Raw genomic sequence first — 25,890 nt, 5'->3', positions numbered from 1 at the left:
CCCCGGTGCTGAACGCGGAGCAGTGGTTCAGCGCCGGGGCCCGTACATGATCACAGCGACCCCGGCGAGGCAGATCAGCGCCCCGAGGACGTCGTAGCGGGTCGGGCGGAAGCCGTCCACCAGCACGCCCCAGAGCAGCGAGCCGGCCACGAAGACGCCGCCGTAGGCGGCCAGCACCCGGCCGAACTGGCTGTCCGGCTGGAGGGCGGCGACGAAGCCGTACCCGCCGAGCACGACCACGCCCAGCCCGGCCAGCCACCACGGCCGGGACTCGCGCACGCTCTGCCAGATCAGCCAGCAGCCGCCGATCTCGGCGAGGGCGGCGAGGGCGAACAGGGCGGCGGAGCGCAGGACGGTCATGGTCGCCAAGCCTACGGACGGCCGGCCGCGGGGCGTACCCGCGGGGCGTACGGGCGTACCTACGGGGCGTAGAGGTCGCCCCCGTAGTTCGGCCCGTAGTACTCGACCAGCTTCTCCAGCGGCTCGTCCGTGCGCTCCAGCGCCTTGGAGATGACCGCGCGGGAGGGCGCCGCGTCCGGCGCCCAGGTCTCGGGCTTCCAGAGCGCGGAGCGCAGGAACGCCTTCGAGCAGTGGTAGAAGACCGCCTCGATCTCGACCAGGACGGCGAGCCGCGGACGGTGGCCCTTGACGGTCATGGCGTCGAAGAACGGCGCTTCGCGCACCAGCCGGGCCCGCCCGTTGACCCGCAGGGTGTCGCCGCGGCCGGGGACGATGTAGATCAGCCCGATGTGCGGGTTGGCCAGGATGTTGTGGAAGCCGTCCGCGCGCCGGTTGCCGGGGCGCTCCGGGATCGCGATCGTCCGGTCGTCCAGGACGAGGGTGAAGCCGGCGGGGTCGCCCTTGGGTGAGGCATCGCAGGTGCCGTCGGCGCCGGCGGTGGCCATGATGCAGAGCGGCGCGGCGGCGATGAAGGCCCGGTCGTGCTCGTGCAGGGCGCGACGCTCCTTGGCGGCGTCGCGGGCGCTCGGTTCGCCGAGCAGGGCGCGCAGTTCAGCGGCGTCGGTGATCTCGGTGATCCCCTCCCGCCCGGTGGCTTCGGTGCGTGTGCCGGTGCGTGTGCCGGTGTCCATCGGTCGTCCCCCTTCGATCCGGTGCGGGACCGATGGTACGCCCGGACCCCGCGGTGTCCGCGGGGACCGGGCGGCGGCGCGACGCCGGGTCAGACCTGGCGGTAGGTGGCGAGGAAGCGGCCGATCCGGTTGATCGCCGTCTCCAGGTCGTCGGCCCGGGGGAGGGTGACGAAGCGGAAGTGGTCCGGGCGGGGCCAGTTGAAGCCGGTGCCCTGGACGACGTGGATCTTCTCCCGGAGCAGCAGGTCCAGCACGAACTGCTCGTCGTCGACGATCCGGTGCACCGCCGGGTCGAGCCTGGCGAACGCGTACAGCGCGCCCTTGGGCTTGACGCAGCTGACGCCCGGGATCTCGTTCAGCGCCTTGTACGCCACGTCGCGCTGCTCGGTGAGCCGGCCGCCGGGCAGCACCAGGTCCTGGATGGACTGGTGGCCGCCGAGCGCGGCCTGCACCGCGTACTGGGCCGGGACGTTGGGGCAGAGCCGCATGCCGGAGAGCATGGTGAGGCCCTCCAGGTAGTCGGCGGCGTGCTGCTTCGGCCCGGAGACGACCAGCCAGCCGCTGCGGAAGCCGGCGACCCGGTAGGACTTGGAGAGGCCGTTGAAGGTGAGGGTGAGCACGTCGTCGGCGAGCGCGGCGAGGCAGTGGTGCTCGGTGCCGTCGTAGAGGATCTTGTCGTAGATCTCGTCGGCCAGGACCATCAGCCCGTGCCGACGGGCGAGGTCGAGGACGCCCTCCAGCAGTTCCTTCGGGTAGACCGCGCCGGTGGGGTTGTTGGGGTTGATCACCACGATGGCCTTGGTCCGGGCGGTGATCTTGGCGGCGATGTCGTCGAGGTCGGGGTACCACTCCGCCTCCTCGTCGCACACGTAGTGCACCGCCTTGCCGCCGGCCAGCCGCACCACGGCCGTCCAGAGCGGGTAGTCCGGCATCGGGACGAGCACCTCGTCGCCGTCGTCCACCAGTGCGGTGACGGCCATCTGGATCAGCTCGGAGACGCCGTTGCCGAGGAACACGTCGTTGACGGTGACCCCGGAGACGCCGCGCTGCTGGTAGTACTGCACGACCGCGCGGCGGGCCGGCAGGATGCCGCGGGAGTCGCTGTAGCCGTGCGCGTTGGGGAGGTTGCGGATGATGTCCTGGACGATCTCCTCCGGCGCCTCGAAGCCGAACGTGGCCGGATTGCCGGTGTTCAGCCGGAGCACGCTGTGCCCGGCCTCCTCCAGCGCGTTGGCCCGGTCGACCACCGGGCCGCGGATCTCGTAGCACACGTCCTTCAGCTTGCTGGACTGCCGAAACTCCATCTGCGGCCTCCCGACCGTCGCCCGCCGTCGCTGCTGCGCGCCGACCGGCACGCCGTCCTGGTTGCTTTGTTCTACCAAGTAACCACTTGGAAAGTCCAACCTTTTGGCTATGCTGATCCACATGTCACGCCGAAGCTACGACCAGTACTGCGCCGTTGCCCGCGCCCTGGACGCGGTGGGGGAGCGCTGGAGCCTCCTGATCGTCCGTGAACTCCTCGCCGGTCCGCGCCGCTACACCGACCTGCACGCCGACCTGCCCGGCGTCTCCACCGACATCCTCGCGGCGCGGCTCAAGCAGCTGGAGGGCGAGGGCCTGGTGCTGCGCCGGCGGCTCGAACGGCCGGCCAACGCCACGGTCTACGAGCTCACCGACCGCGGGGCGGCGCTCCGTCAGGTGATCGAGGCCCTCGGCGCGTGGGGCCTGCCGTCCCTCGGCGAGCAGCGGCCCACCGACGCCGTCCGCGCCCACTGGGTGACCGCCCCGGCCGGCTGACCCGGGGCGGCCGGGGCGCGGTGGCCGCCGGGGTGGCGGGAACGGAACGGGCCGCGGCCCACCGCCCTCCCGGAGGGGGCGATGGACCGCGGCCGGGTCCGCGGGGGAGCGGTCAGCTGCCCCACGCCGAGAACTCGACGACGGCGTTGTTGCCGGAGCCGCCCGCCTTGCTGAGGTGGAACTTCAGGTCGGAGCCGGCCCAGTCGTACGAGTTGGAGCCGACGTACGGGTTGTTCCAGTGCACCCGCACCAGGCGCCCGTTGAGGAGCGGGTTCGCGCAGTTCTCCGAGTAGAACTGCGCGAAGCCCTCCGTGCCGGTGGCGAAGCCGTTGGACTCCGACGACCAGAACCCCTGCTTCTGGTCGTAGATCCGCACCGGCGGCAGGAGCGTCCAGATGCCGTGGCTCAGCTCCCACGACTCCCGGGTGAGCGTGCACCCGGTCCAGTTGTTCAGGTAGACCACGGTGCTCCGGGCCGCGATGGCGGTGGCCTGGACGCGGGCGGTTCCGTTCGCGCCGTCCGCGGTGGCGGGTGCGGCCGAGGCGGTCCCGGCGAGGCCGGCCGTCAGCGCGGCGGCGGTGGCCAGGGTGACCGCGACGGCGCGGCGGCGGTTGGTGCTGCTCATGGTTCCCCCCGATGGTGTGACGGGTTGCGTGTTCCCCGTTGTGGCGCCGGGTCTCCCTCCCGACGTGCTCCACTGTGGCCGCCGCCGATAAACGGAGGATCGGCAATCGATCGGCGCCCGCGGTCAGGTGCGCGGCCGGCCTCCGCTTCCGGGTCCGCGTTCCCGCGCGTGCGGGGCCGGGGAGGGGGCGGGGGACCCTGCGCGTACGATCGTCGGGCCATGGAGAACACTGCGGAGAACAGCGCGCGCACCGCGCCCACCAGGTACACCGGCTACGCCAGTTACGTCGCCCTCGGGGACTCCTTCACCGAGGGCATGTGCGACGACGTCCTGCCCGACGGGCAGTTCCGCGGCTGGGCCGACCGGGTCGCCGGGCGACTCGCCGCCGAGCGGCCCGGCGACGGCTTCCGGTACGCGAACCTCGCCGTCCGCGGCAAGCTCATCGGCCAGATCCACGACGAGCAGCTCGCGCCCGCCGTCGCGATGGGCGCCGAGCTGGTCACCCTGGCCGGCGGGCTCAACGACGTCCTGCGGCCGCGCTGCGACATCGCCCGCGTCGAGGAGCTGCTCGGCCGCTCGGCGACCGCGCTGCGCGCCGCCGGCGCCACCGTGGTGATGTTCACCAGCACCGACCCGACCCGCCGGATGGCGGGCTCTGCCCGGCTGCTCCCGACCATCCTGCGGATGAAGGCCTTCGTGCACGAGCTCGGCCAGGACCCGGGCATCGCGGTGGTCGACCTGTTCTCCGCGCCCTGCTTCGACGACCGCCGGCTCTGGGCCGACGACCGCCTGCACCTCTCGCCCGAGGGTCACCGCCGGGTCGCCGAGGCCGTGCTGGAGGCGCTCGGCCGGCCGACCGGCTTCGACTGGCGCGCCCCGCTGCCCACCGCCGCCCCGCCGAGCCGCGGCGAGAAGCTGGCCGCCGACGCCCGCTGGGCCCGCACCCACCTCGGCCCGTGGATCGGCCGCCGCCTCACCGGCCGCTCCTCCGGCGACGGCCGTCCGCCGAAGCGCCCGGAACTCGCCCCGTACCCGGGGGAATGATCCCTTCGGACCCGCTCCTCGGTCCCCGCGGAGCGCACCTGACAGGAAGTTGTCGGAATGCTGGGCTCCGCTGTCGGAGCGGTCGGGCGGTGGCGTCGAATCGGTGTGTCCGGAACTCCTCCGGGCGCTGACGAACCACCTGAGGAGCACACCGATCATGCGTACCCTTCTCAAGGCCGCGGGCCTCGCGGCCGGCGCGGCCGCCCTCGCCCTGTCCACCCCGGTCGTGGCCGGTGCGGCCCCCGCGTCCACGGGCTCCGACACCCCGCCCTCCTGTGTGGTCGCGGAGACCGGCATGGTGGACCAGTACGTCGGCTTCGCCAAGGCCACGAACAACTGCGACACCACCCAGCAGGTGAGGTTCATGTACTTCTGGTGGCCCTCCACCTGTATGACGCTCGCGCCCGGCCAGACCGGAGAGGTCCGCGGGGCCGGATCCCCCTTCGGCTTCGGCCTGCGCACCTGCTCGTCCTGACGACCGTGCCCGCCACCGCGTCCCGCGCGGTGGCGGGCCGACCCGGCCGGGCGGCGGGGGCCGTCAGCCGCGGAAGAGGTTGTGCCCCACGTCGCTCGGCACCTCGTCCTGGTACGGGGTGCTGTCCGGGCCGGGGACGTGTTCGCCGGGGACCGGCTCGGAGCCCTCGCGGTGCAGCAGCACCACGCCGTCCTCGGACCAGACCTGCCGGTAGCCGTGCGCCAGGAGCAGCTCGATCCGGGCCGCCTGCTCACGGTCGGTCTTGAACGGGAACGCCCGCTTGTCCGAGCGGATCAGGACGTACTCGCGCCCGCGCGGCTTCTCGTCCACCAGGACGACGTCGGTCCGCGCCGAGAGCCGGGGTGCGGCCTGGTTGTCGGCCTCGACGCTCGCGCCGTCCGGGATCCGCTCGGCGCCGCGGAGCAGCGCCGCCTCGCTCGGCTTCGGCTGCCAGTAGGCCGGCACGAACAGGTTGGCCGCGCCGAGCGGCAGCGCGGCCGCGACCGTCACGGCGGCCGCCGCCACCCCGAGCCGCAGGGTGCGCCCGCTCGCGTGCCGGCGGCCCAGCACCTCCACCGCCGCGACCAGGAGGATCGGCCAGAGGAACGCGTCGTAGTGGCGGGCGATCGACCAGTGGTTGGGGTTGCTGGAGAGCACCCGCTCGGCCAGCAGCGGCACGGCGCAGAGCACCGTCGCCGAGCGGAGCGGGAGGGCGAACAGGGTGCCGAAGATCCAGAGCAGCAGCAGCGGCTTCAGCGGGGCGTCGACGAGGGTGGAGACGAGGACCGTCGGGTTCCGCAGGACGTGGGCGAGGGCGTCGCCGCCGTCCGCGCCGAGCGACTGGTAGTTCCAGTAGTAGCCCGGCGCACCGCCCATCGCCGGGATCAGCAGGCCGATCGCGAGGGCCGAGGCGAGCGGCCCGCCGAGCAGCAGGCCGAGGCCCCAGCGGACGGCCCGCCGGCGCCGGCCCGGGTCGTCGTCCCGGCGCCCGCGCAGGATCAGCACCAGCCCGTACGCGCCGACCGCCAGCCCCAGGTCCTCCTTGGTGCAGCAGAGCAGCAGCCCGGCCAGCGACGCCGTGCCGTAGCGGCGGGCCATGCCGCGCTCCAGCATCAGCAGGGTGAGCGGGACGGCGAAGGCCACCTCGTGGAACCCGCCGCGCGAGGCCACCAGCAGCGGCCAGCCCAGCCCGTACGCCAGCCCCGCCAGGTCGGCGGCGCGGCGGGCGGTGCGCGGTGCGGCGTCGGCGAAGCAGCGGGCCGCCACCCGGCGGATCAGCGGCACGCCGGCCGCGAAGCAGAGCGCCTGCCCGACGAGCAGCGAGCGCGGGTCGTCCCAGAGCCAGTAGAGCGGCGCCATCAGCGCGATCACCGGGGAGAAGTGGTCGCCGAGCAGCGAGAAGTCCGCCGGGAACTCGTGGTGGAAGCTCTTCAGCGAGGAGACCGGCAGGCCGAAGTGCGCGTAGCCGCGCACGCCCTGGTCGAAGATGCCGAGGTCGAAGCCGCCGAGCTGGAGGGCGGTCCACTGCTGGAAGGCGATGCCGAGGCAGACCGCGAAGCAGAGCAGGGTGAGGGCGGCGGTGCGGGCGCGCGGGGAGAGCCGCAGGGTCTCGGCGGCGGCCGCGGCGGCCGCGGCGGCCGGGGTGGTGGGGGTGTCCCCGCCGTTCCCGGCGTCCCCGGTGTCCGGAGAGCCCGTCGGGTCCTCGATGTCCGGGTACGGCGTCACGTCGTGCCGGGACATGCCTGCTCTCCTCCAGTGGTCGGTCGATCCGGTGGCTCCGGTGCCCCCGATCCCGTGCGGACCCGGACGGCACCGGCCGACCACACTAACGGACTGCCGCGACCGGCCCCCCGGTTCCCGCCGGGCGACCGGCCCGGCGCCGGCCGGGCGGCCGTCTCGGTACGCTCTACCACGCACCATCACGTCGTACGGAGGACAGGAACACAGTGACCGCGCCCGATCCCACGCCCGTCAGCCTGGTGTCCGACTGCGGGAGCTGCTTCGGGCTCTGCTGCGTCGCGCTGCCCTTCGCCGCGGGCGCCGACTTCGCCGTCGACAAGTCGGCCGGCACCCCCTGCCGCAACCTGCAGACCGACTTCACCTGCGGCATCCACGCCCGGCTGCGCGACAGCGGCTTCCAGGGCTGCACGGTGTACGACTGCTTCGGCGCCGGCCAGCGGGTGTCCCAGATCACCTACGGCGGCCGGAGCTGGCGCGAGGAGCCGCCGGGCACGTCCCGGATGTTCGAGGTGTTCCCGGTGGTCCGGCAGCTGCACGAGCTGCTCCGGTACCTCACCGAGGCGCTCTCCCTCGCGCCCGCCCGCCCGGTCCACGGCGAGCTGCGCCGCGCGCTGGCCGAGACCGACCGGCTCGCCGCCGGCACCCCGGAGGAGATCCTCGCGGTGGACGTGCCCGCGCACCGGCAGGCCGTCGCGGAGCTGCTGCTGAAGGCGAGCGAACTGGTCCGGGCCGGCGTCCCGCGCCGCCGCGAGCACCGTGGTGCCGACCTGTTCGGCGCCCGCCTGCGCGGTGCGGACCTGCGCGGGGCGAACCTGCGCGGCGCCCTGCTGGTCGCGGCCGACCTCGCCGGCGCGGACCTGCGGCTCGCCGACCTGATCGGCGCCGACCTCCGGGACGCGAACATGGCCGGGGCCGACCTCACCGACACGCTCTTCCTCACCCAGGCGCAGCTCAACGCGGCCCGCGGCGACGCGACCACCCGCCTCCCGGCCGGGCTGACCCGGCCCGCGCACTGGCCGGAGACGGCCCCCGCCGGCCCGGCGGCGGGCGCGGGCGCCGGCGCGGGCCGGTCCGGTGGCAGGCGTTCCGGCGGCGGCGCCTCCGGCGGCCGCGCCCAGGGCGGGCACTCCGGTGGCCGGTCCGGCGGCGGCGCCACCGGTGGCGGTGCTTCCGGCGGTGGCGTTTCCGGCGGTGGCCGCCAGGCCGGCCGCGGGCAGGGCGGTTCCGGTTCCCCGAGCGGCCGCGGGCAGGGCCGGGACGGGCGTGGCGGGGGCCGTCAGGGCAGGCCCGGCCGGGGCTGACCCGGCCCTCGGCGGCGGCCAGCAGCGCAGGAGGTCGGCCCGGCCGACTTCCTGCCCGTGGGCAGGCCCAGGGGCGGACGGAGACGCAGGGGCCGAGGGCCTAAGCCGAGAGCAGGCGGGCGTGCAGCCGGCCGATCAGCTCCTCGTCGATCCCGAGGGCACCGGTGACGTAGGCGCGGACCGATCCGTGGGCGGCCGCCAGGTCGGCGAGCGTGAGCCGGATCACCTGCTCGGGGGCCCGGCCGAACGACGGCCAGCGCAGCGCCCGGCCCGGGTTGGCGGCGTGCCAGTCGGCGACCAGGCGTGCGGTGACCAGCTCGGTGAGCGCGAAGTCGGCGGCGATGTCGTCCTCCGAGACCCCGAGCAGGGTGAGCACCAGGGCGGCGATCAGCCCGGTGCGGTCCTTGCCCGAGGCGCAGTGGAACACCACCGGCCGGTCGGCCGCGGCGATCAGCTCCAGGACCTGTCGGATCTCCGCGACGCCGTCCGCCGCCACCTCCGCGAACCGGTCCGCGAGGTAGCGCCAGGGGTCGACGTCCGGGTCGATCTCCGCCTGGTCGTAGGGCCGGTGCTCGATGGACAGGTTGTGGTAGGCCACGCCCTCCAGCTCGGGGATCCGGCCCCTGCGGGCGATCTCCCACGGGTAGCGCAGGTCGATCACCGTCCCGATGCCGAGCGCCCGGAACCGCTCCAGGTCGGCGCGCGTGGCGAGCTTGCCGAGCGAGTCCGACCGGTACAGCAGGCCCCGGCGGACCGCCCGCTCGCCGGCGCCCGGGTAGCCGCCGAGGTCGCGGAAGTTGAACGGACCGTCGAAGATCAGATGGCGTGTCATGTTCGCACCCTAGGGCCTGCCTTCAAGGCCCTGGGCCCGGAGCGGGAAGTCGGCCGGTCCGACTTCGCGCTCCCGACCGACTTCCCGCTCCCGGCCGGCTGCCGCTCCGGGGGCTCAGCGCTGCTCGGGTGTGCCCACGACGGCGCCGAGCAGCCCCGGGAAGGCCTCGTCGAACTCCTCCGCGCGCAGCGCGTTCATCCGGGAGGTGCCCACGTAGTACTGCCGGATCAGCCCGGCCTCGCGCAGCACGTGGAAGTGGTGGGTGGCGGTGGACTTGCCGACCGGCAGGTCGATCGCGCCGCAGGCGAGGTCCTGGTGCGCGGCGTGCAGTTCACGGACGATCAGCCGTCGGACCGGGTCCACCAGGGCCTCCATGGCCTGCTGGAGTCCGACCGTCCGGACGTCGGGGTGCGGCGGGACGCGGTCCCGACCGGTCCGTCGCGGCGGCGGCGTCGTCCCGTTCGCCTTCGCCGCCAGAGGTGTTGCCGTTCCTGGTGTCGCCGCCATCGTCCCGTCGTCCTCCCTGGGTGTCGTCTTCCCGCGGCCATCGTACGGCGCAGGCCGAAGTATGGCGATGGTCAAAGTATGTCGGTCATCGAAGTTTGACAGCAGCCGTACTTTGGGGTTGAGTCGGCTCCGTCGGCGCGGTCGCCCGGGCCGGCTTCATCGGTGGGGAAGGGGAGTTGAGTGATGGTCAGGACGGTGCGGTTCCACGAACTGGGCGGGCCCGGGGTGCTGCGGTTGGAGGAGGCCGGGATCGGCGTGCCCGGCCCGGGCGAGCTGCTGATCCGGGTCGACGCGATCGGTCTCAACCGGGCCGAGGTGCTCTTCCGCAGCGGCCGCTACATCGAGCCGGTACGGGAGTTCCCGGCGCGGCTCGGCAGCGAGGCCGCGGGGGTGGTCGAGGCGCTCGGCGAGGGTGTCGAGGGGTTCGCCGTCGGTGACGCGGTCAGCGTGGTGCCGGCCTTCTCGATGAACGACTACGCCGTCTACGCCGAGCGCGCGATCGTCCCCGCGCGGGCCGTCCTGCACCGGCCGGAGGGGCTCGACGCGGTCGGCGGCGCGGCGGTCTGGATGCCGTACGTGACCGCGTACGGGGCGCTGGTGGACGCGGGCCGGCTGCGCGCCGGGGACACCGTGGTGGTCACCGCCGCGTCCAGCAGCGTGGGCCTGGCGGCGATCCGGATCGCCAACCGGGTCGGCGCGGTGCCGATCGCGACGACCCGTACGGCGGCCAAGCGGGACGCGCTGCTCAAGGCCGGCGCGGCCGAGGTGGTGGTCACGGCGGAGGAGGACGTCGCCGAGCGGGTGGCGGCCCTGACCGGCGGGCGCGGCGCGGATTTCGTCTTCGACGCGGTCTCCGGCCCGGGGGTGTCGGAGCTGCTGGGTGCGCTGGCCCCGGGCGGCACGCTCTTCGTCTACGGCGAGCTGAGCGGGCGGGAGGGGCTGTTGCCGCCGCTGGCCCTGCTGGCCGGGCGCAGCATCCGCGGTTACACGCTGCACGAGGTCACCCGCGACCGCGGGAGCCTGGCCCGGGCGGAGGCCTTCGTCGCCTCCGGCCTGCGGAGCGGGGCGTTCGCGCCCGTGGTGGACCGGGTGTTCGGGCTGGCGGAGATCGCCGACGCCCACCGGTACATGGAGGCCGGGGAGCAGGTCGGCAAGATCGTGGTCACCGTGGACCACTGACGCCCGGCAGGGGATGCCCGGGGCGGCCCGCGCGGCGGGCCGCCCCGCCGAGGCCGGGCTCAGACGCTCCGGTCGGCCAGCACCTCGCGGATCACGTGGCGGGCGTTGGCGGCGAGCGCCGGGTTGGTGGACCGGTAGTAGGGGAGTTGGATGAGCGCGATGGACAGCGCCCAGGCCCGTCCGCGCTCCCAGGCGGCGTCGTCGGCGGCGAGGGCGGTCCGGAAGGCCGGGCGGGCCCCGGCCGGGAGCAGGTTCCACGCGGCGATCAGGTCCACGGTCGGATCGCCGACCCCCATGGCGCCGAAGTCCAGGACGGCGCTCAGCCGTTGGCCCGCGAGCAGCAGGTTGCCGGGGGAGAGCTCGCCGTGCATCCAGGCCGGTCCGCCGGGGTGTTCGGGGAGGCGGAGGGCCTTCTCCCACAGCGCCGTTGCCGCCGCGGTGTCGATCGTCCCGTGCAGCCGGCCGATCGCCGCCCGGGTGGGCGCGTCCCGCGCCGCCAGCGGCACCCCGCGCGCGGCCGGCGGGCCGTCGCCGGGGTCGACCGCGCGCAGGGCGTTGACGAACCCCGCCAGATCGTGGGCGAGTTGGAGCGGCGCGGCGAGCGAGCCGACGACCGGGTTGGCGCCGCCGAGCCAGCGCAGCACCGACCACTCCCACGGGTAGCCGGCGGTCGGCCGCCCGGCCGCCAGCGGCACGGGTATGGGGCGCGGCAGGCGTGGCGCGAGCCGCGGCAGCCAGTGCCGCTCGCGTTCGACGCCCGCCGAGGCCCACGCCACCCGAGGCAGCCGGACGGCGAGTTCGGTGCCGAGCCGGAACATGGCGTGGTCCGCCCCGGAGGCGGCGACCGGCGAGAGCGGCAGGCTCCGCCACTGCGGGAACTGGGCGGCCACCAGCCGTCGCACCAGGGCCGCGTCGATGTCCGGTTCGTCGTCATGCATCCTGACGGCAGCGCACATGCCCGGCACTGTACCGCCGGGATCGCGCCGATCGGCCGGATTTCGAACACTGGGGAGGGTGCGATGGCGGCCAAGTGGGACCGTTGGGTCATGTGGGGGGCGCTCGGTGGTGCGGGGGCGCTGATGGTCGCCGCCGTCACCGGCCGGGTGAACCGCCGGTCGGGCGGGCTCCTGGTCCTGCGGGAGTGGCTGGACCGGCCGTTGCTGTTCGGGACGCTGGTGCTGGCCCTGTTCTTCGTGGCGCTGGTCTCCTCGCGGGGGAAGGTCTGGGCGCGCAGTGCGCTCGGCGCGATGGTGGTGGCGCTGGCGGTGGGCACGGTGCCGCTCTGGTTCCTGTCCGGCGTCTTCTCCGGCGACCACCGGACGACCCGCACCGAGGCGGCGCCCGGCCGGCCGGACCGCAGACTGGTGGTGCAGGAGGACACGGCGGGGTTCGGACCGGACCCGCTCTTCTGGGTCTACCTCGACGAGGGCACCGGCCTCGCGACCCGCCGGTGGGACGTCGCGTACGTCAACGGCGACGCCAACAGCATCAAGGAGCTCGGCTGGGCCGCTCCGGACCAGCTCCGCCTGGTGACGGAACAGGGGACCCATCTGATCCGCATCGCCGGGAACGGCAGGCCGGACCGCACGGTCGAGGACCGGTACTGAGCCGACCGCACGCGCCACGCCCGGCCGTGCCGGGGCGGGCGCGCCGTCGGCACCTGCCAGAATGCCGGGGTAGGGGAACAGCAACTCTGGAGAAGGTGACCGGCTTCGTGACCACGCCAGTCGAACAGGTGGCCCAGCAGGCGCAGCAGGCGATCGAGCGGAAGATCGCCGAGGAGCTGGACGTCCGCACGGGCCAGGTGAAGGCGGCCGTCGAGCTGCTGGACGGCGGCGCGACCGTGCCGTTCGTGGCCCGCTACCGCAAGGAGGTCACCGGCTCGCTCGACGACGCGCAGCTGCGCACCCTGGAGGAGCGGCTGCGCTACCTGCGCGAGTTGGAGGAGCGCCGCACCGCCGTCCTGGAGTCGATCGAGGCGCAGGGCAAGCTGGACGACGCGCTGCGGCGGCAGATCCTCGCGGCCGACTCCAAGGCGCGGCTGGAGGACATCTACCTCCCGTACAAGCCGAAGCGGCGCACCAAGGCGCAGATCGCCCGCGAGGCCGGCCTGGAGCCGCTGGCCGACACCCTGCTCGCCGACCCGACGCAGGACCCGGCCGCGCTGGCCGCCGGCTACCTCAACGAGGCGGTGGCCGACGGGGCCGCCGCGCTGGAGGGCGCGCGGGCCATCCTGGTCGAGCGCTTCGGCGAGGACGCGGACCTGGTCGGTTCGCTGCGCGAGCGGATGTGGACGCGCGGCCGGCTGGTCGCCACCGTCCGCGACGGCAAGGAGCAGGACGGCGCCAAGTTCGCCGACTACTTCGACTTCGCCGAGCCGTACACCAAGCTCCCCTCGCACCGGATCCTGGCGATGCTGCGCGGCGAGAAGGAGGAGGTGCTCGATCTCGAACTCTCCCCGTACGACGGCGAGGAGGCCGGCGACCTCCCCGGGGAGAGCGACTACGAGCAGCGGATCGCCGCCCGCTTCGGCATCGCCGACCACGGCCGCCCGGCCGACAAGTGGCTGGGCGACACCGTCCGCTGGGCCTGGCGCACCCGCGTCCTGGTCCGGCTCGGCATCGACCTGCGCGGCCGGCTGCGCCAGGAGGCCGAGGAGGAGGCGGTGCGCGTCTTCGCCGCCAACCTGCGCGACCTGCTGCTCGCCGCGCCCGCCGGCACCCGCGCCACCATGGGCCTCGACCCGGGCTTCCGCACCGGTGTGAAGGTCGCCGTCGTCGACGCCACCGGCAAGGTGCTGGCCCACGACACGATCTACCCGCACCAGCCCGCCAACAAGTGGGACGCCGCGCTGGCCACCCTGGCCGCGCTGGCGAAGCGGCACGCCGTCGACCTGGTCGCGATCGGCAACGGCACCGCCTCCCGCGAGACGGACAAGCTGGCCGAGGACCTCATCAAGCGCCACCCGGAGCTGAAGCTCACCAAGGCGATGGTCAGCGAGGCCGGCGCCTCCGTCTACTCGGCCTCCGCGTTCGCCTCCCAGGAGCTGCCCGACCTGGACGTGTCGATCCGCGGCGCGGTCTCGATCGCCCGGCGGCTGCAGGACCCGCTGGCCGAGCTGGTCAAGATCGACCCCAAGTCGATCGGCGTCGGCCAGTACCAGCACGACCTGAGCGAGGTGAAGCTCTCCCGCTCGCTCGACGCGGTGGTCGAGGACTGCGTGAACGCGGTCGGCGTGGACGTCAACACCGCCTCCGCACCGCTGCTCACCCGGGTCTCCGGCATCACCGGGACGCTGGCCGACAACATCGTCGCGCACCGCGACGCCAACGGTCCGTTCCGCACCCGCAAGGAGCTCAAGGGCGTCGCCCGGCTCGGCCCGAAGGCCTTCGAGCAGTGCGCGGGCTTCCTGCGCATCCCGGACGGGGACGACCCGCTGGACGCCTCCAGCGTGCACCCGGAGGCGTACCCGGTGGTGCGCCGGATCCTCGCCACCACCGGCGGGGAGCTGCGGCAGCTGATCGGCAACAGCAGCGCGCTGCGGGCGCTGAAGCCCGGAGACTTCGCCGACGACACCTTCGGCATCCCGACCGTGACCGACATCCTCGGCGAGCTGGACAAGCCGGGCCGCGACCCGCGCCCGGCGTTCCGCACCGCGACCTTCAAGGAGGGCGTCGACAAGATCGGCGACCTGGAGGTGGGCATGGTGCTGGAGGGCGTGGTCACCAATGTCGCGGCCTTCGGGGCCTTCGTCGACGTGGGCGTCCACCAGGACGGCCTGGTGCACGTCTCGGCGCTGTCCAGGAACTTCGTCAAGGACCCGCGCGAGGTGGTCAAGCCCGGCGACATCGTCACCGTGCGGGTGACGCAGGTGGACGTGCCGCGCAAGCGGATCGGGCTGACGCTGCGGCTGGACGACGAGGTCGGGCGCCCGGGCGGCGGCCGCGAGCGTTCCGGCGACCGCTCCGGTGAGCGCGGGGGCGACCGGGGCGGGCGGCAGTCGCGCCCGCCGCGGCAGGACCGGCGCGGCTCGGGCGGCGGCTCGGGCTCGGGCGGCCAGGCCGCGCCGGCCAACAGCGCCATGGCGGACGCCCTGCGCCGGGCCGGCCTGGCCGGCGGCGGTGCGGGCTCCGGCTCCGACGGCGGCCGCCGCTCCGGGCGGCGCTGACCGGCCGAAGCGGTGAGGTCCGGTGCCGACGGGCCGAAGCGAGCCGCCTGGTCCGGTGCGGACCTGCTGAAGCGGCGCGGCGGGCCGGTGGACGTCCGTCCACCGGCCCGCCGCCGTTGCCGCCCGGGCGCGGGTCAGACCAGGAGCTTGTCCTTGGCCTTCTGGTACTCCTCCTCGCTGATGGCGCCCTTGGCCTTGAGGTCGGCCAGCTTGGCCAGGTCCTCGACGTGGCTGCGGCCGCCACCGCCACCGCCGTCTCCGGTGCCGCCGCCCTGCCCGGGCGTCTCGGCGGCCGCGTCGCGGATGTAGGCCTTGAAGGCGTCCTCGTTGCGCTGGGCCTGGGCGACGTCCCGCTCGCCCATCGATCTGCCGCGGGCGATGACGTAGACGAGCACACCGACCAGCGGGATCAGGATCACCAGGATCAGCCAGCCCGCCTTGGCCCAGCCGCTGAGGTCGTGGCTGCGGAAGATGTCCGTGATGATCTTGAACAGCAGGAAGAACCAGAGGATCCAGAGGAACAGCTCCAGCATCGTCCAGAAGATGTTCAGCAGCGGGTAGTTGTCCATGACGCTCCTGTCGGTGCGGACTCGAGTTCAAACCGAGTTCAAACGAGTCTTATCACCGCATATCGGACAATGCGCTCCGCTGTTCGGCCATCCCGGTGATCTTCGGCGCCGCCGGGAATACCGTGCCGGCAGCCCGCCGGGCTCAGCCCTCCGCGGCCCGCTCCCGCAGCTCGACCGCCAGCCCGATCAGCTCGCCCCACCACGCGTCGCGGCCGCCCACCAGCAGGCGCTGCGCCTCGGCCGGCTCGACCGCCCGCACCTCGACCACCTGCTCGCCGTCGTCCGGGTTGGTCGGGGCGGACTCCACCGCGACCTCCGCCCAGCCCCAGAGCCAGGCCTTCTCGGGGTGCGGCTGCCAGGGCCGGTACGGCTCCGGCAGGTCGGTGACGCAGCGGTGCGCGCCCAGCCAGGCCGGCTCGCCGAGCAGTCGGGCGCCGGCCTCCTCGCGCAGCTCCCGGACCAGGCAGGACTCGATCGACTCGCCGTGCTCCCGGGTGCCGCCCGGCAGGAACCAGTGGTCGCGCTCGTCCCGGCAGAGCACGACCCGCCCCTCGGAGAAGCCCACCAGGTGGATGTTGGTGATCAGCTCGTCCGGCGGCAGCGCGAGCGAGAACCGCGCGTCGTAGCGGCCCCAGGACCAGTACTGCGGCGCGTGCAACGCGGGGAACCGTGCGGCCAGTTCGGCCGCTCTGGCGGTGGTGTCCGGTCGGTCCGTGGTGTCGGTCATCCAGTGATCGTAGTCCCGGCCGGGCGGTGCGCGGGGGTGGCCGGTCCGGCGAGGGTGAGGCCGTCGTCGTGGGTGCGCAGGCGGTGCGGGATCGCGGCCTGCAGCGGGACGCCGACCCAACTGCCCAGTGAGATCTCGGCGGTGATGCCCGGTCCGAAGCCGGCGATCAGGCCCTGGGTGCCGTCGGCGACCGACCCCTCCTCGAACAGCCGGGCCAGCGCGTCGAAGACCACCGCACTGGCGATGTTGCCGCGCTCGGTGAGGGTGGCCCGGCTGAACCGGAAGGCGGCCGGCTCCAGTTCCAGGAAGCGGCAGAGGTCGTCCAGGATGCGCGGACCGCCCGCGTGCACGATGTAGAAGCCGAGCCCGGAGGCGTTCCAGCCGTGCTCGGCGGCCAGCGCGCGCAGGGCGGGGGCGAGCATCTCCATGGTGCCGGGCACGCGCTTGTCGAGCTGGAAGTGGAAGCCGGTGTCCTTGACGCCGTAGGAGATCCAGTCCTCGGTGTCCGGCACCAGGTGCGAGCCGTTGCGCTCGATCCGCACGCCGGTGCCGCCGCGGCCGCGCACCACGGCGGCGGCGACCGCGTCCCCGAACAGGCCGTTGGAGAGCAGCGAGCCGACGCCGAGGTCGGTCGGCTGGTAGCAGAGCGAGCAGAACTCGCAGGCCGCGATCAGCACGTTGGCGCCGGGGTAGGCGCGGCAGAAGTCGTGCGCCCGGTTGACGGCGGCACCGCCGGCCGCGCACCCGAGCTGGGCGATCGGCACCTGGCGGGTGTCGGGGCGGAAGCCCATGGTGTTGATCAGCCACGCCGTCAGCGAGGGCATCATGAAGCCGGTGCAGGAGACGTAGACGATCAGGTCGATCTCCCGGGCGGACAGCTCCGCGTACCCGAGGGCGCGCTCGACCACCTCGGGGACGCGGCGCTTGGCCTCCCGCTCGTAGACCGCGTTGCGGGTGGTGAAGCCGGGGTGCCGCAGCGTCTCGTCGATCGGCTGGACCAGGTGCCGGGTGCGTACGCCGGTGTTCTCGATCAGCCGCAGGGCGAGGGGGAGTTGCGGGTGGTCCGGGTGCAGGGCGCGGGCCAGGTCGAGCGTCTGGTCGAGGGTGATGACGTGTTCGGGTACGGCGACGGCGGGTCGGCAGAGTGTTGCCATGGCTGGAGGTCTCCCCTGGTGGCCGGCGCCGGTCGGTGTGGGGCGGCGCGGGCGGTGGCCTACGGGTGCGTCGGGCGGGCGCCGGGACGGCGCGGCGGGGAGGTGGTCACCAGGCGACCGGCAGGGTCCGGGGGTAGCGCCAGATCGAGCCCGTCCGCCAGTCCAGCTCCGCCGGCGGTACGGCGAGGCGCAGCCCGGGGAAGCGGCGCAGCAGCGTGCCGACGGCGACCTGGAGCTCCATCCGGGCCAGGTGGGCGCCGGCGCAGTGGTGGGTGCCGTAGCCGAAGGTCATGTGGGTGGCCGTGCCGCGGTCGAGGTCCAGCTCGTCGGGCCGCTCGAACACCGCCGGATCCCGGTTGGCGGCCAGGTAGGAGACGTGCACGGCCTCGCCGGCCCGGATCGACACCCCGCCCAGCTCGACGTCCTCGGTGGCGACCCGGGCGATGCCGACCCCCTGCCGGAACGGGATGAAGCGGAGCAGCTCCTCGATCGCGCGCGGCAGCTCCTCGGGCCGGGCCCGGAGCTTCTCCAGCTGCTCGGGGTGGGTGAGCAGGGTGTAGACGATGTTGCCGATCTGGTAGGTGCTGGTGTCGTGGCCGGTGACCAGCAGCACCATGGCCATGACGGCGAGCTCCCGGTCGTCCAGCAGCTCCTCCTCGTCCCGGGCGGTGGCGAGGGCGCTGATCAGGTCGTCCCCGGGGTCGCGGCGCCGGGCGGCGGTCAGCTCGGTGAAGTAGGCGCGCAGGGCGGCCTTGGCGCGCACCTGGCCGTCGCCGCTGCCGGGGCCCATCGCCATCATCGCGACGGCGTGGCCCCGCAGTTCGGCGCGGTCCTCCGCGGGGATGTCGAGCAGCTCGCAGATGGTGGTCATCGGGAGCCGGCCGGAGAGGTGGTGCACCAGGTCGGCCGGGGCGCCGTGCTCCTCCATGGCGTCCAGGTACGCGTCGACGGTGCGCTGGGTCCGCGGGCGCAGCTGCTCGACCTGCCGGTTGGTGAAGCCCTTGGCGACGAGCCGGCGCAGCCGGTTGTGGGCGGGCGGGTCCATCAGGTTGATCGCCTCGGCCTGGGCGATCGGCGCGGGCGTCATCCGGGGCAGGTCGCGGCCGATCCCGGCGGCCCGGCTGAACCGACGGTCGGTGGTGACGACGCGGACGTCCTCGTACCGGGTGGCCAGCCAGGCCTCGCCCTCGCCGTGCGGCAGCCGGATCCTGGCGATCCGCTCCTCGGTCAGCAGCCGCTTGAGGAGGGGGTCGAACTCCAGGCCTTCGGTGTGGTCGAAGGGGCAGTCCCACACGGGGGCGGAGGTAGTCACGGGCTGATCCAAGTGGCCGGAGTCGGGTGCCGCCCGGACTTGGTTCGTACGGGCGCGGACGAGGCGATGTTCCCCCGTCCCGCGGCGGAAATCCCGATCGTGGGGATACTTCGCTCGATCGAGCGAGATAGCTGATTGTCTGCCGATATGCCGTGTACCGGCGGGGAGTTGGGGCCGGGTCGGACGGCCGGTCCGCGGCCGGCACGGGACCCGACCGGGGAGGAGCGCGCCTCGGCCGGCGCCGGGCCGGTGCCGGCCGCCGGCCTCCGCGGCGACGGCTGCGGAGCGGTCAGAACCGGCGGGCGTTCGAACGCGTCCGTCCTGGAGTGATCAAAGCTGTCCTCGGCACGATGCCGATGTTCTGGCCCGGGCTGCTCTGCTCGCTGGTGCCGGCCGCCCTGCTGAACCGGGTGGTCGGGCGGTGGCTGCGCGCGCACTGGGCGGTGGCGTTCGTCCTGCTGCTCGCCCTCGGCGGGCTGGTGACGCTGACCCTGCTGCCCGACGCCTGGGGCCCGTTCTGGGCGTACTCCGGCCGGGCCGCGCGCCACTGCGACCTGACCGGCTTCGGCCTCCGGCCGCTGCGCGCGTTCACCACCGTCAACCCCACCAGCCTGGACGTGGCGCTGTTCGTCCCGATCGGCCTCGCGGCGGCGCTCGCCGGCACCCGGGCCCGGGCCGCCGCCGTCCTGCTGGGCGCGACGGCGCTGCCCTTCGCGGTCGAGGCCGTCCAGTACGCACTGCCCGGCATCGGCCACGCCTGCACCGCGCAGGACGTGCTGGACAGCCTGCTCGGCCTCGCCCTCGGTGCGGCGGCCGGCCTGCTGGCGGGACCGGTCGCCCGGGCCGGGGTGCGCTCGCTCCGGGCGGGGGAGTTCCCGCCGCACCCATAGGGCCGATCTATGAGGTCATAGGATCACCGCCCCTACCCCCTCCCGCCGGGCCGGGATTTGCTTCAACCGTCCGATCCCCACGCCACTCCGGAGGAGCGCTCCACCATGTCCCGCCCGATCCGTGTGGCGATCGTCGGCGCCGGCCCCGCCGGCATCTACGCCGCAGACGCCCTGCTGAAGTCCGACGCCGCCCAGGCCCCCGGGGTCTCCATCGACCTGTTCGAGCGGATGCCCGCCCCCTTCGGGCTGATCCGCTACGGCGTGGCACCCGACCACCCGCGGATCAAGGGCATCGTCACCGCGCTGCACCAGGTCCTGGACAAGCCGCAGATCCGCCTCTTCGGCAACGTCGACTACCCGGGCGACCTCACCCTGGACGACCTGCACCGGTTCTACGACGCCGTGGTCTTCGCCACCGGCGCGACGGCCGACCGGGCGCTGGACCTGCCCGGCATCGGGCTGGAGGGCTCCCACGGCGCCGCGGACTTCGTCTCCTGGTACGACGGGCACCCCGACGTCGCCCGGAGCTGGCCGCTGGAGGCGGAGAAGGTCGCGGTGCTGGGCGTGGGCAACGTCGCCCTGGACGTGGCCCGGATCCTGGCCAAGACCGCCGACGAGCTGCTGTCCACCGAGATCCCGCCCAACGTCCACGCCGGCCTGGCCCGCAACCGGGCCCGCGAGGTGCACGTCTTCGGCCGCCGCGGCCCCGCCCAGGCCAAGTTCAGCCCGATGGAGCTGCGCGAGCTCGACCACTCCCCGACCATCGAGGTCGTCGTCGCCCCCGAGGACATCGAGTACGACGCGGGCTCGATCGCCGAGCGCCGGGCCGCCAAGCACGTCGACATGGTCGCCGCCACCCTGGAGAACTGGGCGATCCGCGACGTGGGCGACCGCCCGCACCGGATCCACCTGCACTTCTTCGAGTCCCCGGTCGAGGTGCTCGGCGAGGACGGCCGGGTGGTCGGGCTGCGCACCGAGCGCACCGAGCTCGACGGCACCGGGAACGTCCGGGGGACCGGCCGCTTCACCGACTGGGACGTGCAGGCGGTCTACCGGGCCGTCGGCTACTACTCCGACGAGCTGCCCAAGGTGCCCTTCGACCCGGTCTCCGGCACCGTCCCCAACGAGGCCGGCCGCGTCCTCGCCGCCGACGGCTCGCACCAGAGCGCCACCTACGTCACGGGCTGGATCAAGCGCGGTCCGGTCGGCCTGATCGGCCACACCAAGGGCGACGCCAACGAGACCGTCGCCCGCCTGCTCGCCGACCACGCCGGCGGACTCCTGCCGGGCGCCGTCGACCCCGACCCCGGGGCGGTCGTCGCCCACCTGCGCGAGCAGGGCGTCCGTTACACCACCTGGGAGGGCTGGCACCGGCTCGACGGGCACGAGCGCGCGCTCGGCGCGGCGGAGGGCCGCGAGCGGGTCAAGGTGGTGGAGCGCGAGGACATGCTCCGGCAGAGCGGCGTCTGAGCCCGCGGAGCGCGGGCCGACGCGGGGACAAGTGCCCGTCACGGTTCCGTTCACGGTGGTCCCGTGGTGATCCGACGACGATTTCGTGACCTTGATCCCACCCGGATGCGGGCCGGGAGCGATAGCGTCTGCTCCGGGGCGTGTGGGGCGCGGATGTCGCGCCGGGCGCCGAGGGGAGCGTGGACATGCAGCCGCTGGCAGCGGACGATCCGCGGCAGGTGGGCGAGTACCGGTTGCTGCGGCAGCTCGGCGCGGGCGGAATGGGCCGGGTCTACCTGGGGCGGACCACGGGCGGGCGGACGGTGGCCGTCAAGGTGGTCCGCCCCGACCTGGCCGGGGACACCGACTTCCGGGCCCGGTTCCGGCAGGAGGTCGCGGCGGCCAGACGGGTCGGCGGGGCCTGGACGGCACCGGTGCTGGACGCCGACACCGAGAGCGGGCACCCCTGGGTGGCCACCGGCTACGTGGCCGGGCCGGCGCTCGGCTCCGCCGTACGGGACTTCGGGCCGCTGCCCGAGCCGGCCGTCCGGACGCTGGGCGTCGGGCTGGCCGAGGCGCTCGGCCACGTGCACGGGCTCGGACTGGTGCACCGGGACGTCAAACCGTCGAACGTGCTGCTGACCCTGGACGGGCCGCGGCTGATCGACTTCGGCATCACCAGGGCACTGGACGCCACCACCGCGCTCACCCAGTCCGGATTCGTGGTCGGCTCGCCCGGCTTCATGTCCCCCGAGCAGGCCGACGGCCGGCCTGCGGGGCCGCCCAGCGACGTGTTCTCGCTCGGCGCGGTGCTCGCGTACGCGGCGACGGGCACGATGCCGTTCGGCTCCCGGGTGAGCGCGGCGGTCCTGCTCTACCGGGTGCTGCACGAGCAGCCGGACCTCTCCGGGCTGGAGGGGCCGCTGCACTCCGTGGTCCGGGCCTGCCTGGCCAAGGACCCGGCCGCCCGGCCGACGCCGGCCCGGCTGCGGGAGCTGCTGGACGGTGACGGCTCGGCCTCGGCCCGGCTGGGGCACGGGGACTGGCTGCCGCGCGGATTGGCGGCGGCGGTCGGGCGCAGTGCCGTGCAGCTGCTGGACCTGGAGGGGGAGGGGGACGCCGTGGGGAGCGGGGCCGCTGCGGCGGCTGCGGCCACCACCGTCCGGCAGGCGGGGCCGCCCCCGGCGATGCCGCCCGGCTTCGGCCCGCCGACCGGAGGACCGTTCGAGCCGACGTCGACGCCGACCCCGTTCCCGACGCCCCCGTTTCCGGCAAACCCGTTCCCGACGACCCCGCTCTCGACCCCACCGCCGATGGCCCCGTTCCCGACCACACCGCCGTCGGCGCCGGTCACGGCACCGGGCTACCTGACGTACCCGCAGCCGCCGCGCGGCCGACGGGGGTTCGGCGCGGTGGCGGCCGTGCTGGCCGCCGCGTTGCTGGCCGGCGGCGGATTCCTGCTGTTCCAGGAGCTGCGGGACGGGGACCGGCAGACCGGCGGTTCCACCGCGGCGTCGAACCCGGCGCGCCCCGCCCCCACGGTGGGGGCCTCCGACTCGGCGTCCGCCCCGGCGCCGGGCAGGACGGCGTCCGCCGGCCCGGCCTCGGACAGCCCCGAGCCCACCGACGACGAGTCCGAGCCCGGCGCGTCCCCGATCGGCCCGGGGGCCCCGGGGGCGGGCGCCATCCCCGCGAAGTTCCTCGGGACGTGGGTCGGTGAGCGCAAGGCGGCCAACGGGGACGTCACCACGGCCACCCTCACCATCGGCCAGTCGGCGCCGAGCCAGTCGAAGAGCACGATCCGCACGGAGACGGCCGACGCCGGCACCTGGTGCGAGGCCGTCTGGACGCTCAGCACCGCCGAGGAAAGCAAGGTCACCTACGCGTCCATCGTGACCAAGGCCTCGGGCGGCGACACGTGCAAGCTCGGGGACGTCAACTACACCGTGGTCATGATGCTGCCGGACGGCACCCTCCGCTACAGCATGGACCTGCTCAGGCAGGACCAGTTCATGGTGCTGCGGAAGAAGGGCTGAGTCCGTTGTGCAACCGCTGAGCGGGTGGGCGGCCCCGGACCCGGTCCGGGGCCGCCCACCCCTCGGCCCGTCCTCCGGTCAGCCGGTCAGCCGCCGAAGTTGAGCGCGTAGAGCGAACGCACCAGGTCGGCGGTGACGAAGTCCATCGGGACGGTGCCCAGCACCGGGCGGGCGGGCCGGTCCAGGCGGTCGAGGTAGCCGCGCAGCTTGGGGGTGATCGCGTCGGCGGCCTGGCGCGGCCAGAGCCCCCAGCCGGAGCTGGAGGTGAAGGTGAGGAAGAGCCGCTGCGGGTCGGTGGCGGCGCGGGCGGCGTCCAGGTGCGCGGAGACCTCGGGCCACTTGCGGGAGTTGAGCTCGAAGATGGTGCCGATGTCGAAGTCGTCCTCGATGTCGGTGTGGGAGCCGCCCCACCTCAGGCCGGGCAGGCCGGAGTTGTCGGCGAGCAGGACCACCCGGCCGCGGACCTCGCCGAGGCGGGGGACTTCGCCGCCGGTCCAGAACAGGCCCGGCCAGCGCTGCTGGTAGCCGGCGAAGAGCGCGCCGAACTCCGTGTCGGAGACGGTGGAGTACTCCTGTCTGACCCTCATCACCAGGGTCTCGCCGGGGTGGGTCGCGAGGAAGGCCAGGCACTGGTTGAGCACGTCACCGAAGAAGATCTTCTGGAAGACCGGTCCGTGGTGGATCGCCAGCACCCCGTCGATCGCCCGGCAGCGGATGTCGAGGAAGCGCACTCCGGCAGCCAACTGGTCGGGGAGGGAGAGGTTCTGGGTCTGCGTCAGGGCGCCGCCGTAGAGCGAGCAGGTGTCGTGGGTGCCGGGGAGGGTGAGCCGGGCGAGGGAGGCCTGCGGGTCGACCGCGGCCAGCCAGTCGCTCCCCGCCGGGACGGCGGCGGCCGCTGCGGGGCGGGCGGTCAGGCTCGCACCGGCGGTGGCGAGGGCGCCCAGCAGTGCGGCGCGGGTGAAGGTGCGGCGGCTCATCGTCGGTGCAGACGTGGTCAAGGGCACGGCGTGGAACCCCCGTTGGGCGTGGGCGGACGGGAGGGGCGAGTGGCATGCTCATTGTCGGCACGCCGTGCGGGTTTGCCCAGGGGTGCGGCGGGGTGCGGATGACGACGGTTGCCGGCGCTGCGGTTCCGCGGGTTCGGCGGGGTCGTGGGAGTGGGCGGCTCAGCGCGGCGTGGGCAGGTAGGCGATCCAGAGCGTGATGGGGGTCTTGAGGCCGACCGACCGCCCCTTCACCGGGTCGGTGCGGGTGGCCAGGCCGGCGGCCGTGCTGGTGCTCGGCTCGGTGGAGACCGTGATGTTGGTGAAGTGGTGATCCTTGAGGGCCTGTTCGGCCTGGGCCTGGGTCTTGCCGGCGACGTCGGGGACCGTCGCCCTGCCGTCGGAGATGTGGAGGAACACCTTGCTGCCGGGAGCCACCCTGGCGCCCGCCTTGGGCTCCGTGCTGATGATCTGTAGCTCCGGGACGCCGTTGCTCGCCACGTAGTCCCCGTCGACGGCGAGGCCGAGAGCCTGCAGCTTCTGCGCGGCGGCCTCCTGGTCGAGGCCGACCAGGTCGGGCACGGCGACCGTCGTCGCCGTCGGGCTGGTGGGGGGTGACGTGGTCGGGCGGGTGCGGGTGGGGGACGGCGTGGGCCTGGTGATGGTGGGCCGGGCCGTGCTGGGCTCCGCGGTCGGGGACGGCGGTGCGGACGGGGTGGGGGCGGGCGCGCCGCTGTCGCCGCTGCCGTCGCCGTCGCTGCTGCGGCCGAGGCCGAGCAGGACGGCGGCCAGGACGGCCAGGACCAGGAGGACGATCAGGACGACGGCCAGCGGCCCGCAGCCGCCGGAGCCGCGGGTCGGTGGCCTGGTGGGCGGCTGGGTCGACGGCCGGGTGGGGGGCTGGTGCGGGCCGGGCCGGGGCCGGCCGCCGCCGGTACCCGGGCGGGTGGCGCCGCCAGGGCGGGCGGACGAACCGGGCCCGTCCGGCCCGCCGGAGCTGTCCGGGCCGTCCGGACGGTCCTGCCGGTTGCCCCGGTCGCGGTCGGGCGTCTGGTCGAGGTCGGGATCGAGGTCGATGCGGCCCGGGACGTCCACCGCGAAGGCGGCGCAGGCGGCACCCAGGACGTCCGAGTCGGCGGTCACCCGCAGCGCGACCCCGAAGCGCTCGCTCCGGGCCCCCTGCACCTGGCCGGCCAGGTCGGCGCCGGGCACGCCGAACAGCGAGGCGATGTCGAGCCCCGTGCCGATCCGGTCGAACGGGAGGGTGTAGCGCAGCTCCACCTGCCGGGTCTGCCCGGGCGCCAGCGGGGCCGCGACCGCCGACCGGTCGTAGTCCAGCCGCCCCTCCACGGGCTCGACCGGTTCGAGGTGGTAGCCGGTGCTCACGGTGCCGGCGTTGCGGACGACCAGGTGGACCACGACCGTCCGGCCCGCCTCGCCGAGCCGCCGGGCCGGCTCGCACCAGGCCTGCACGGCGGCGCCCGGGCCCGCCCGCAGGTCGGTCCCGCACCGCTCGCCGGGGCAGTGGACGCCGAGCCGCTCGACGCCGTCGGTACGGGTGCCGCACAGGCGGCAGTAGAGCGGCATGGCCGTTCCCCCCTTCGGCCCCGGCCCACCCCCTGGGCCCGGTTCCCTCCCCCGGGTACCCGGCCGCCGCCGTACGGAACCGCAGGGGCCGGAACCGCGACCGGCCCGTGACCGATCGACCGCACTATCGTCATCATGGCGGCCAACTGTGGTGTGCGTGGCGACAGTTGGGCGGAGCGTCGATCGGACGTCCGGCCCGCGGCACCCGCCCCGGGCGGCGGCCGGGGGTGCGCACCCGGGGGCGAACGGGCGCGGACGCGGCCGAGCGGTGCCGGCCCCGGGCGACCCGCGGGGGACACGGCATCTCTCCAGAAGCCTCACCGCGAGGTGTGGAATCCCCACAGGTGTGCTGCCTAGGCTCCGCATGCGCACGACGGCGTGCGCGGCGCCGGCGGCGAAGGACGACGACCGGCGAGGCCGGCGA

22 protein-coding genes and 2 pseudogenes are annotated in these 25,890 nt (G+C 74.5%); 10 read left to right on the top strand and 14 right to left on the bottom strand.

The genetic code is table 11. From position 1 onward, the window contains the following. Window positions 1-27 precede the first annotated feature (27 nt). The 3 genes from RMN57_RS10775 to RMN57_RS10765 all read right to left on the bottom strand — a co-directional run bounded on the left by RMN57_RS10775 (window position 28) and on the right by RMN57_RS10765 (window position 2,395). The gene (locus RMN57_RS10775) at window positions 28-360 is read right to left on the bottom strand and encodes a YnfA family protein (protein ID WP_313763171.1); all 333 of its coding nucleotides are present in this window, start codon (window positions 358-360) and stop codon (window positions 28-30) included. A gap of 59 nt (window positions 361-419) precedes the next feature. Next, the gene (locus RMN57_RS10770; RefSeq protein ID WP_313763170.1) at window positions 420-1,091 is read right to left on the bottom strand and encodes a pyridoxamine 5'-phosphate oxidase family protein; all 672 of its coding nucleotides are present in this window, start codon (window positions 1,089-1,091) and stop codon (window positions 420-422) included. 89 nt (window positions 1,092-1,180) lie between these two features. Further along, window positions 1,181-2,395, bottom strand: a complete 1,215-nt coding sequence (locus tag RMN57_RS10765) for a pyridoxal phosphate-dependent aminotransferase (protein ID WP_313763169.1) — start codon at window positions 2,393-2,395, stop codon at window positions 1,181-1,183. A 121-nt stretch (window positions 2,396-2,516) separates the two neighbouring features. Here RMN57_RS10765 and RMN57_RS10760 point away from each other — a divergent pair. Further along, window positions 2,517-2,879 (top strand): annotated as a pseudogene (locus RMN57_RS10760) (winged helix-turn-helix transcriptional regulator); the annotation flags it as partial. A gap of 121 nt (window positions 2,880-3,000) precedes the next feature. Here the strand turns inward: RMN57_RS10760 and RMN57_RS10755 are convergent. After that, window positions 3,001-3,513 carry an aegerolysin family protein gene (locus tag RMN57_RS10755; RefSeq protein WP_313763168.1) on the bottom strand — a complete coding sequence of 171 codons (513 nt, stop codon included), beginning with the start codon at window positions 3,511-3,513 and terminating at the stop codon, window positions 3,001-3,003. Window positions 3,514-3,732: 219 nt separating this feature from the next. Between RMN57_RS10755 and RMN57_RS10750 the strand changes: the two genes are divergently transcribed. Next, window positions 3,733-4,557, top strand: a complete 825-nt coding sequence (locus tag RMN57_RS10750; protein WP_313763167.1) for an SGNH/GDSL hydrolase family protein — start codon at window positions 3,733-3,735, stop codon at window positions 4,555-4,557. Between the two features lie 157 nt (window positions 4,558-4,714). Continuing rightward, on the top strand, window positions 4,715-5,032 hold the full coding sequence (locus RMN57_RS10745; RefSeq protein ID WP_313763166.1) for a hypothetical protein: 318 nt from the start codon (window positions 4,715-4,717) through the stop codon (window positions 5,030-5,032). Window positions 5,033-5,095: 63 nt separating this feature from the next. On the opposite strand, the gene RMN57_RS10740 is transcribed toward RMN57_RS10745, so the two are convergent. Beyond that, window positions 5,096-6,772: a DUF2079 domain-containing protein gene (locus tag RMN57_RS10740; protein WP_313763165.1), complete on the bottom strand. Its 1,677-nt coding sequence runs from the start codon at window positions 6,770-6,772 to the stop codon at window positions 5,096-5,098. Between the two features lie 206 nt (window positions 6,773-6,978). On the opposite strand from RMN57_RS10740, the pseudogene RMN57_RS10735 reads away from it, so the two are divergent. Beyond that, window positions 6,979-7,788, top strand: a pseudogene (locus RMN57_RS10735) (pentapeptide repeat-containing protein); the annotation flags it as partial. A gap of 385 nt (window positions 7,789-8,173) precedes the next feature. Here RMN57_RS10735 and RMN57_RS10730 read toward each other — a convergent pair. Continuing rightward, complete coding sequence (locus RMN57_RS10730) at window positions 8,174-8,905, bottom strand: tyrosine-protein phosphatase (RefSeq protein ID WP_313763164.1); 732 nt, start codon at window positions 8,903-8,905, stop codon at window positions 8,174-8,176. A gap of 114 nt (window positions 8,906-9,019) precedes the next feature. Continuing rightward, complete coding sequence (locus RMN57_RS10725; protein WP_313763163.1) at window positions 9,020-9,412, bottom strand: helix-turn-helix domain-containing protein; 393 nt, start codon at window positions 9,410-9,412, stop codon at window positions 9,020-9,022. Between the two features lie 183 nt (window positions 9,413-9,595). Between RMN57_RS10725 and RMN57_RS10720 the strand changes: the two genes are divergently transcribed. Next, complete coding sequence (locus RMN57_RS10720) at window positions 9,596-10,591, top strand: zinc-dependent alcohol dehydrogenase family protein (protein WP_313763162.1); 996 nt, start codon at window positions 9,596-9,598, stop codon at window positions 10,589-10,591. A gap of 59 nt (window positions 10,592-10,650) precedes the next feature. Here RMN57_RS10720 and RMN57_RS10715 read toward each other — a convergent pair whose 3' ends face one another. Next, entirely contained in the window at window positions 10,651-11,547 is an 897-nt protein-coding gene (locus RMN57_RS10715; protein WP_313763161.1) for an aminoglycoside phosphotransferase family protein, read from the bottom strand. A 63-nt stretch (window positions 11,548-11,610) separates the two neighbouring features. Here RMN57_RS10715 and RMN57_RS10710 point away from each other — a divergent pair, with 63 nt between their 5' ends. Further along, entirely contained in the window at window positions 11,611-12,198 is a 588-nt protein-coding gene (locus tag RMN57_RS10710; protein WP_313763160.1) for a hypothetical protein, read from the top strand. A 107-nt stretch (window positions 12,199-12,305) separates the two neighbouring features. Continuing rightward, complete coding sequence (locus tag RMN57_RS10705) at window positions 12,306-14,759, top strand: Tex family protein (protein ID WP_313763159.1); 2,454 nt, start codon at window positions 12,306-12,308, stop codon at window positions 14,757-14,759. 134 nt (window positions 14,760-14,893) lie between these two features. Here RMN57_RS10705 and RMN57_RS10700 read toward each other — a convergent pair whose 3' ends face one another. The 4 genes from RMN57_RS10700 to RMN57_RS10685 form a co-directional block, all read right to left on the bottom strand. Beyond that, window positions 14,894-15,328 carry an SHOCT domain-containing protein gene (locus RMN57_RS10700; RefSeq protein ID WP_313763158.1) on the bottom strand — a complete coding sequence of 145 codons (435 nt, stop codon included), beginning with the start codon at window positions 15,326-15,328 and terminating at the stop codon, window positions 14,894-14,896. 142 nt (window positions 15,329-15,470) lie between these two features. Then, a complete protein-coding gene (locus RMN57_RS10695; RefSeq protein ID WP_313763157.1) occupies window positions 15,471-16,055 on the bottom strand; it encodes an NUDIX domain-containing protein in 585 nt (194 codons plus the stop codon). Then, window positions 16,052-17,209 (bottom strand): type III polyketide synthase, encoded by a 1,158-nt coding sequence (locus RMN57_RS10690; protein ID WP_313763156.1) that lies wholly within the window; start codon window positions 17,207-17,209, stop codon window positions 16,052-16,054. The genes RMN57_RS10695 and RMN57_RS10690 overlap by 4 nt, the downstream gene beginning before the upstream one ends. 106 nt (window positions 17,210-17,315) lie before the next feature. After that, on the bottom strand, window positions 17,316-18,521 hold the full coding sequence (locus RMN57_RS10685; RefSeq protein WP_313763155.1) for a cytochrome P450: 1,206 nt from the start codon (window positions 18,519-18,521) through the stop codon (window positions 17,316-17,318). A 326-nt stretch (window positions 18,522-18,847) separates the two neighbouring features. Between RMN57_RS10685 and RMN57_RS10680 the strand changes: the two genes are divergently transcribed. The 3 genes from RMN57_RS10680 to RMN57_RS10670 all read left to right on the top strand — a co-directional run bounded on the left by RMN57_RS10680 (window position 18,848) and on the right by RMN57_RS10670 (window position 22,896). Further along, window positions 18,848-19,411, top strand: a complete 564-nt coding sequence (locus RMN57_RS10680) for a hypothetical protein (RefSeq protein ID WP_313763154.1) — start codon at window positions 18,848-18,850, stop codon at window positions 19,409-19,411. Window positions 19,412-19,516: 105 nt separating this feature from the next. Continuing rightward, window positions 19,517-20,881 (top strand): FAD-dependent oxidoreductase, encoded by a 1,365-nt coding sequence (locus tag RMN57_RS10675; RefSeq protein WP_313763153.1) that lies wholly within the window; start codon window positions 19,517-19,519, stop codon window positions 20,879-20,881. Between the two features lie 185 nt (window positions 20,882-21,066). Next, on the top strand, window positions 21,067-22,896 hold the full coding sequence (locus tag RMN57_RS10670) for a protein kinase domain-containing protein (protein WP_313763152.1): 1,830 nt from the start codon (window positions 21,067-21,069) through the stop codon (window positions 22,894-22,896). An 86-nt stretch (window positions 22,897-22,982) separates the two neighbouring features. On the opposite strand, the gene RMN57_RS10665 is transcribed toward RMN57_RS10670, so the two are convergent. After that, window positions 22,983-23,894: a phosphatidylinositol-specific phospholipase C gene (locus tag RMN57_RS10665; protein ID WP_313763151.1), complete on the bottom strand. Its 912-nt coding sequence runs from the start codon at window positions 23,892-23,894 to the stop codon at window positions 22,983-22,985. A 168-nt stretch (window positions 23,895-24,062) separates the two neighbouring features. Continuing rightward, window positions 24,063-25,466, bottom strand: coding sequence for a PASTA domain-containing protein (locus RMN57_RS10660; protein ID WP_313763150.1), 1,404 nt, complete (start codon window positions 25,464-25,466; stop codon window positions 24,063-24,065). Between the last annotated feature and the right edge of the window lie 424 nt (window positions 25,467-25,890).

The organism is Kitasatospora sp. CM 4170 (genome assembly GCF_032110285.1).
GTDB lineage: Bacteria > Actinomycetota > Actinomycetes > Streptomycetales > Streptomycetaceae > Kitasatospora > Kitasatospora aburaviensis.
This window is presented reverse-complemented; position numbering and strand designations above follow the sequence as displayed.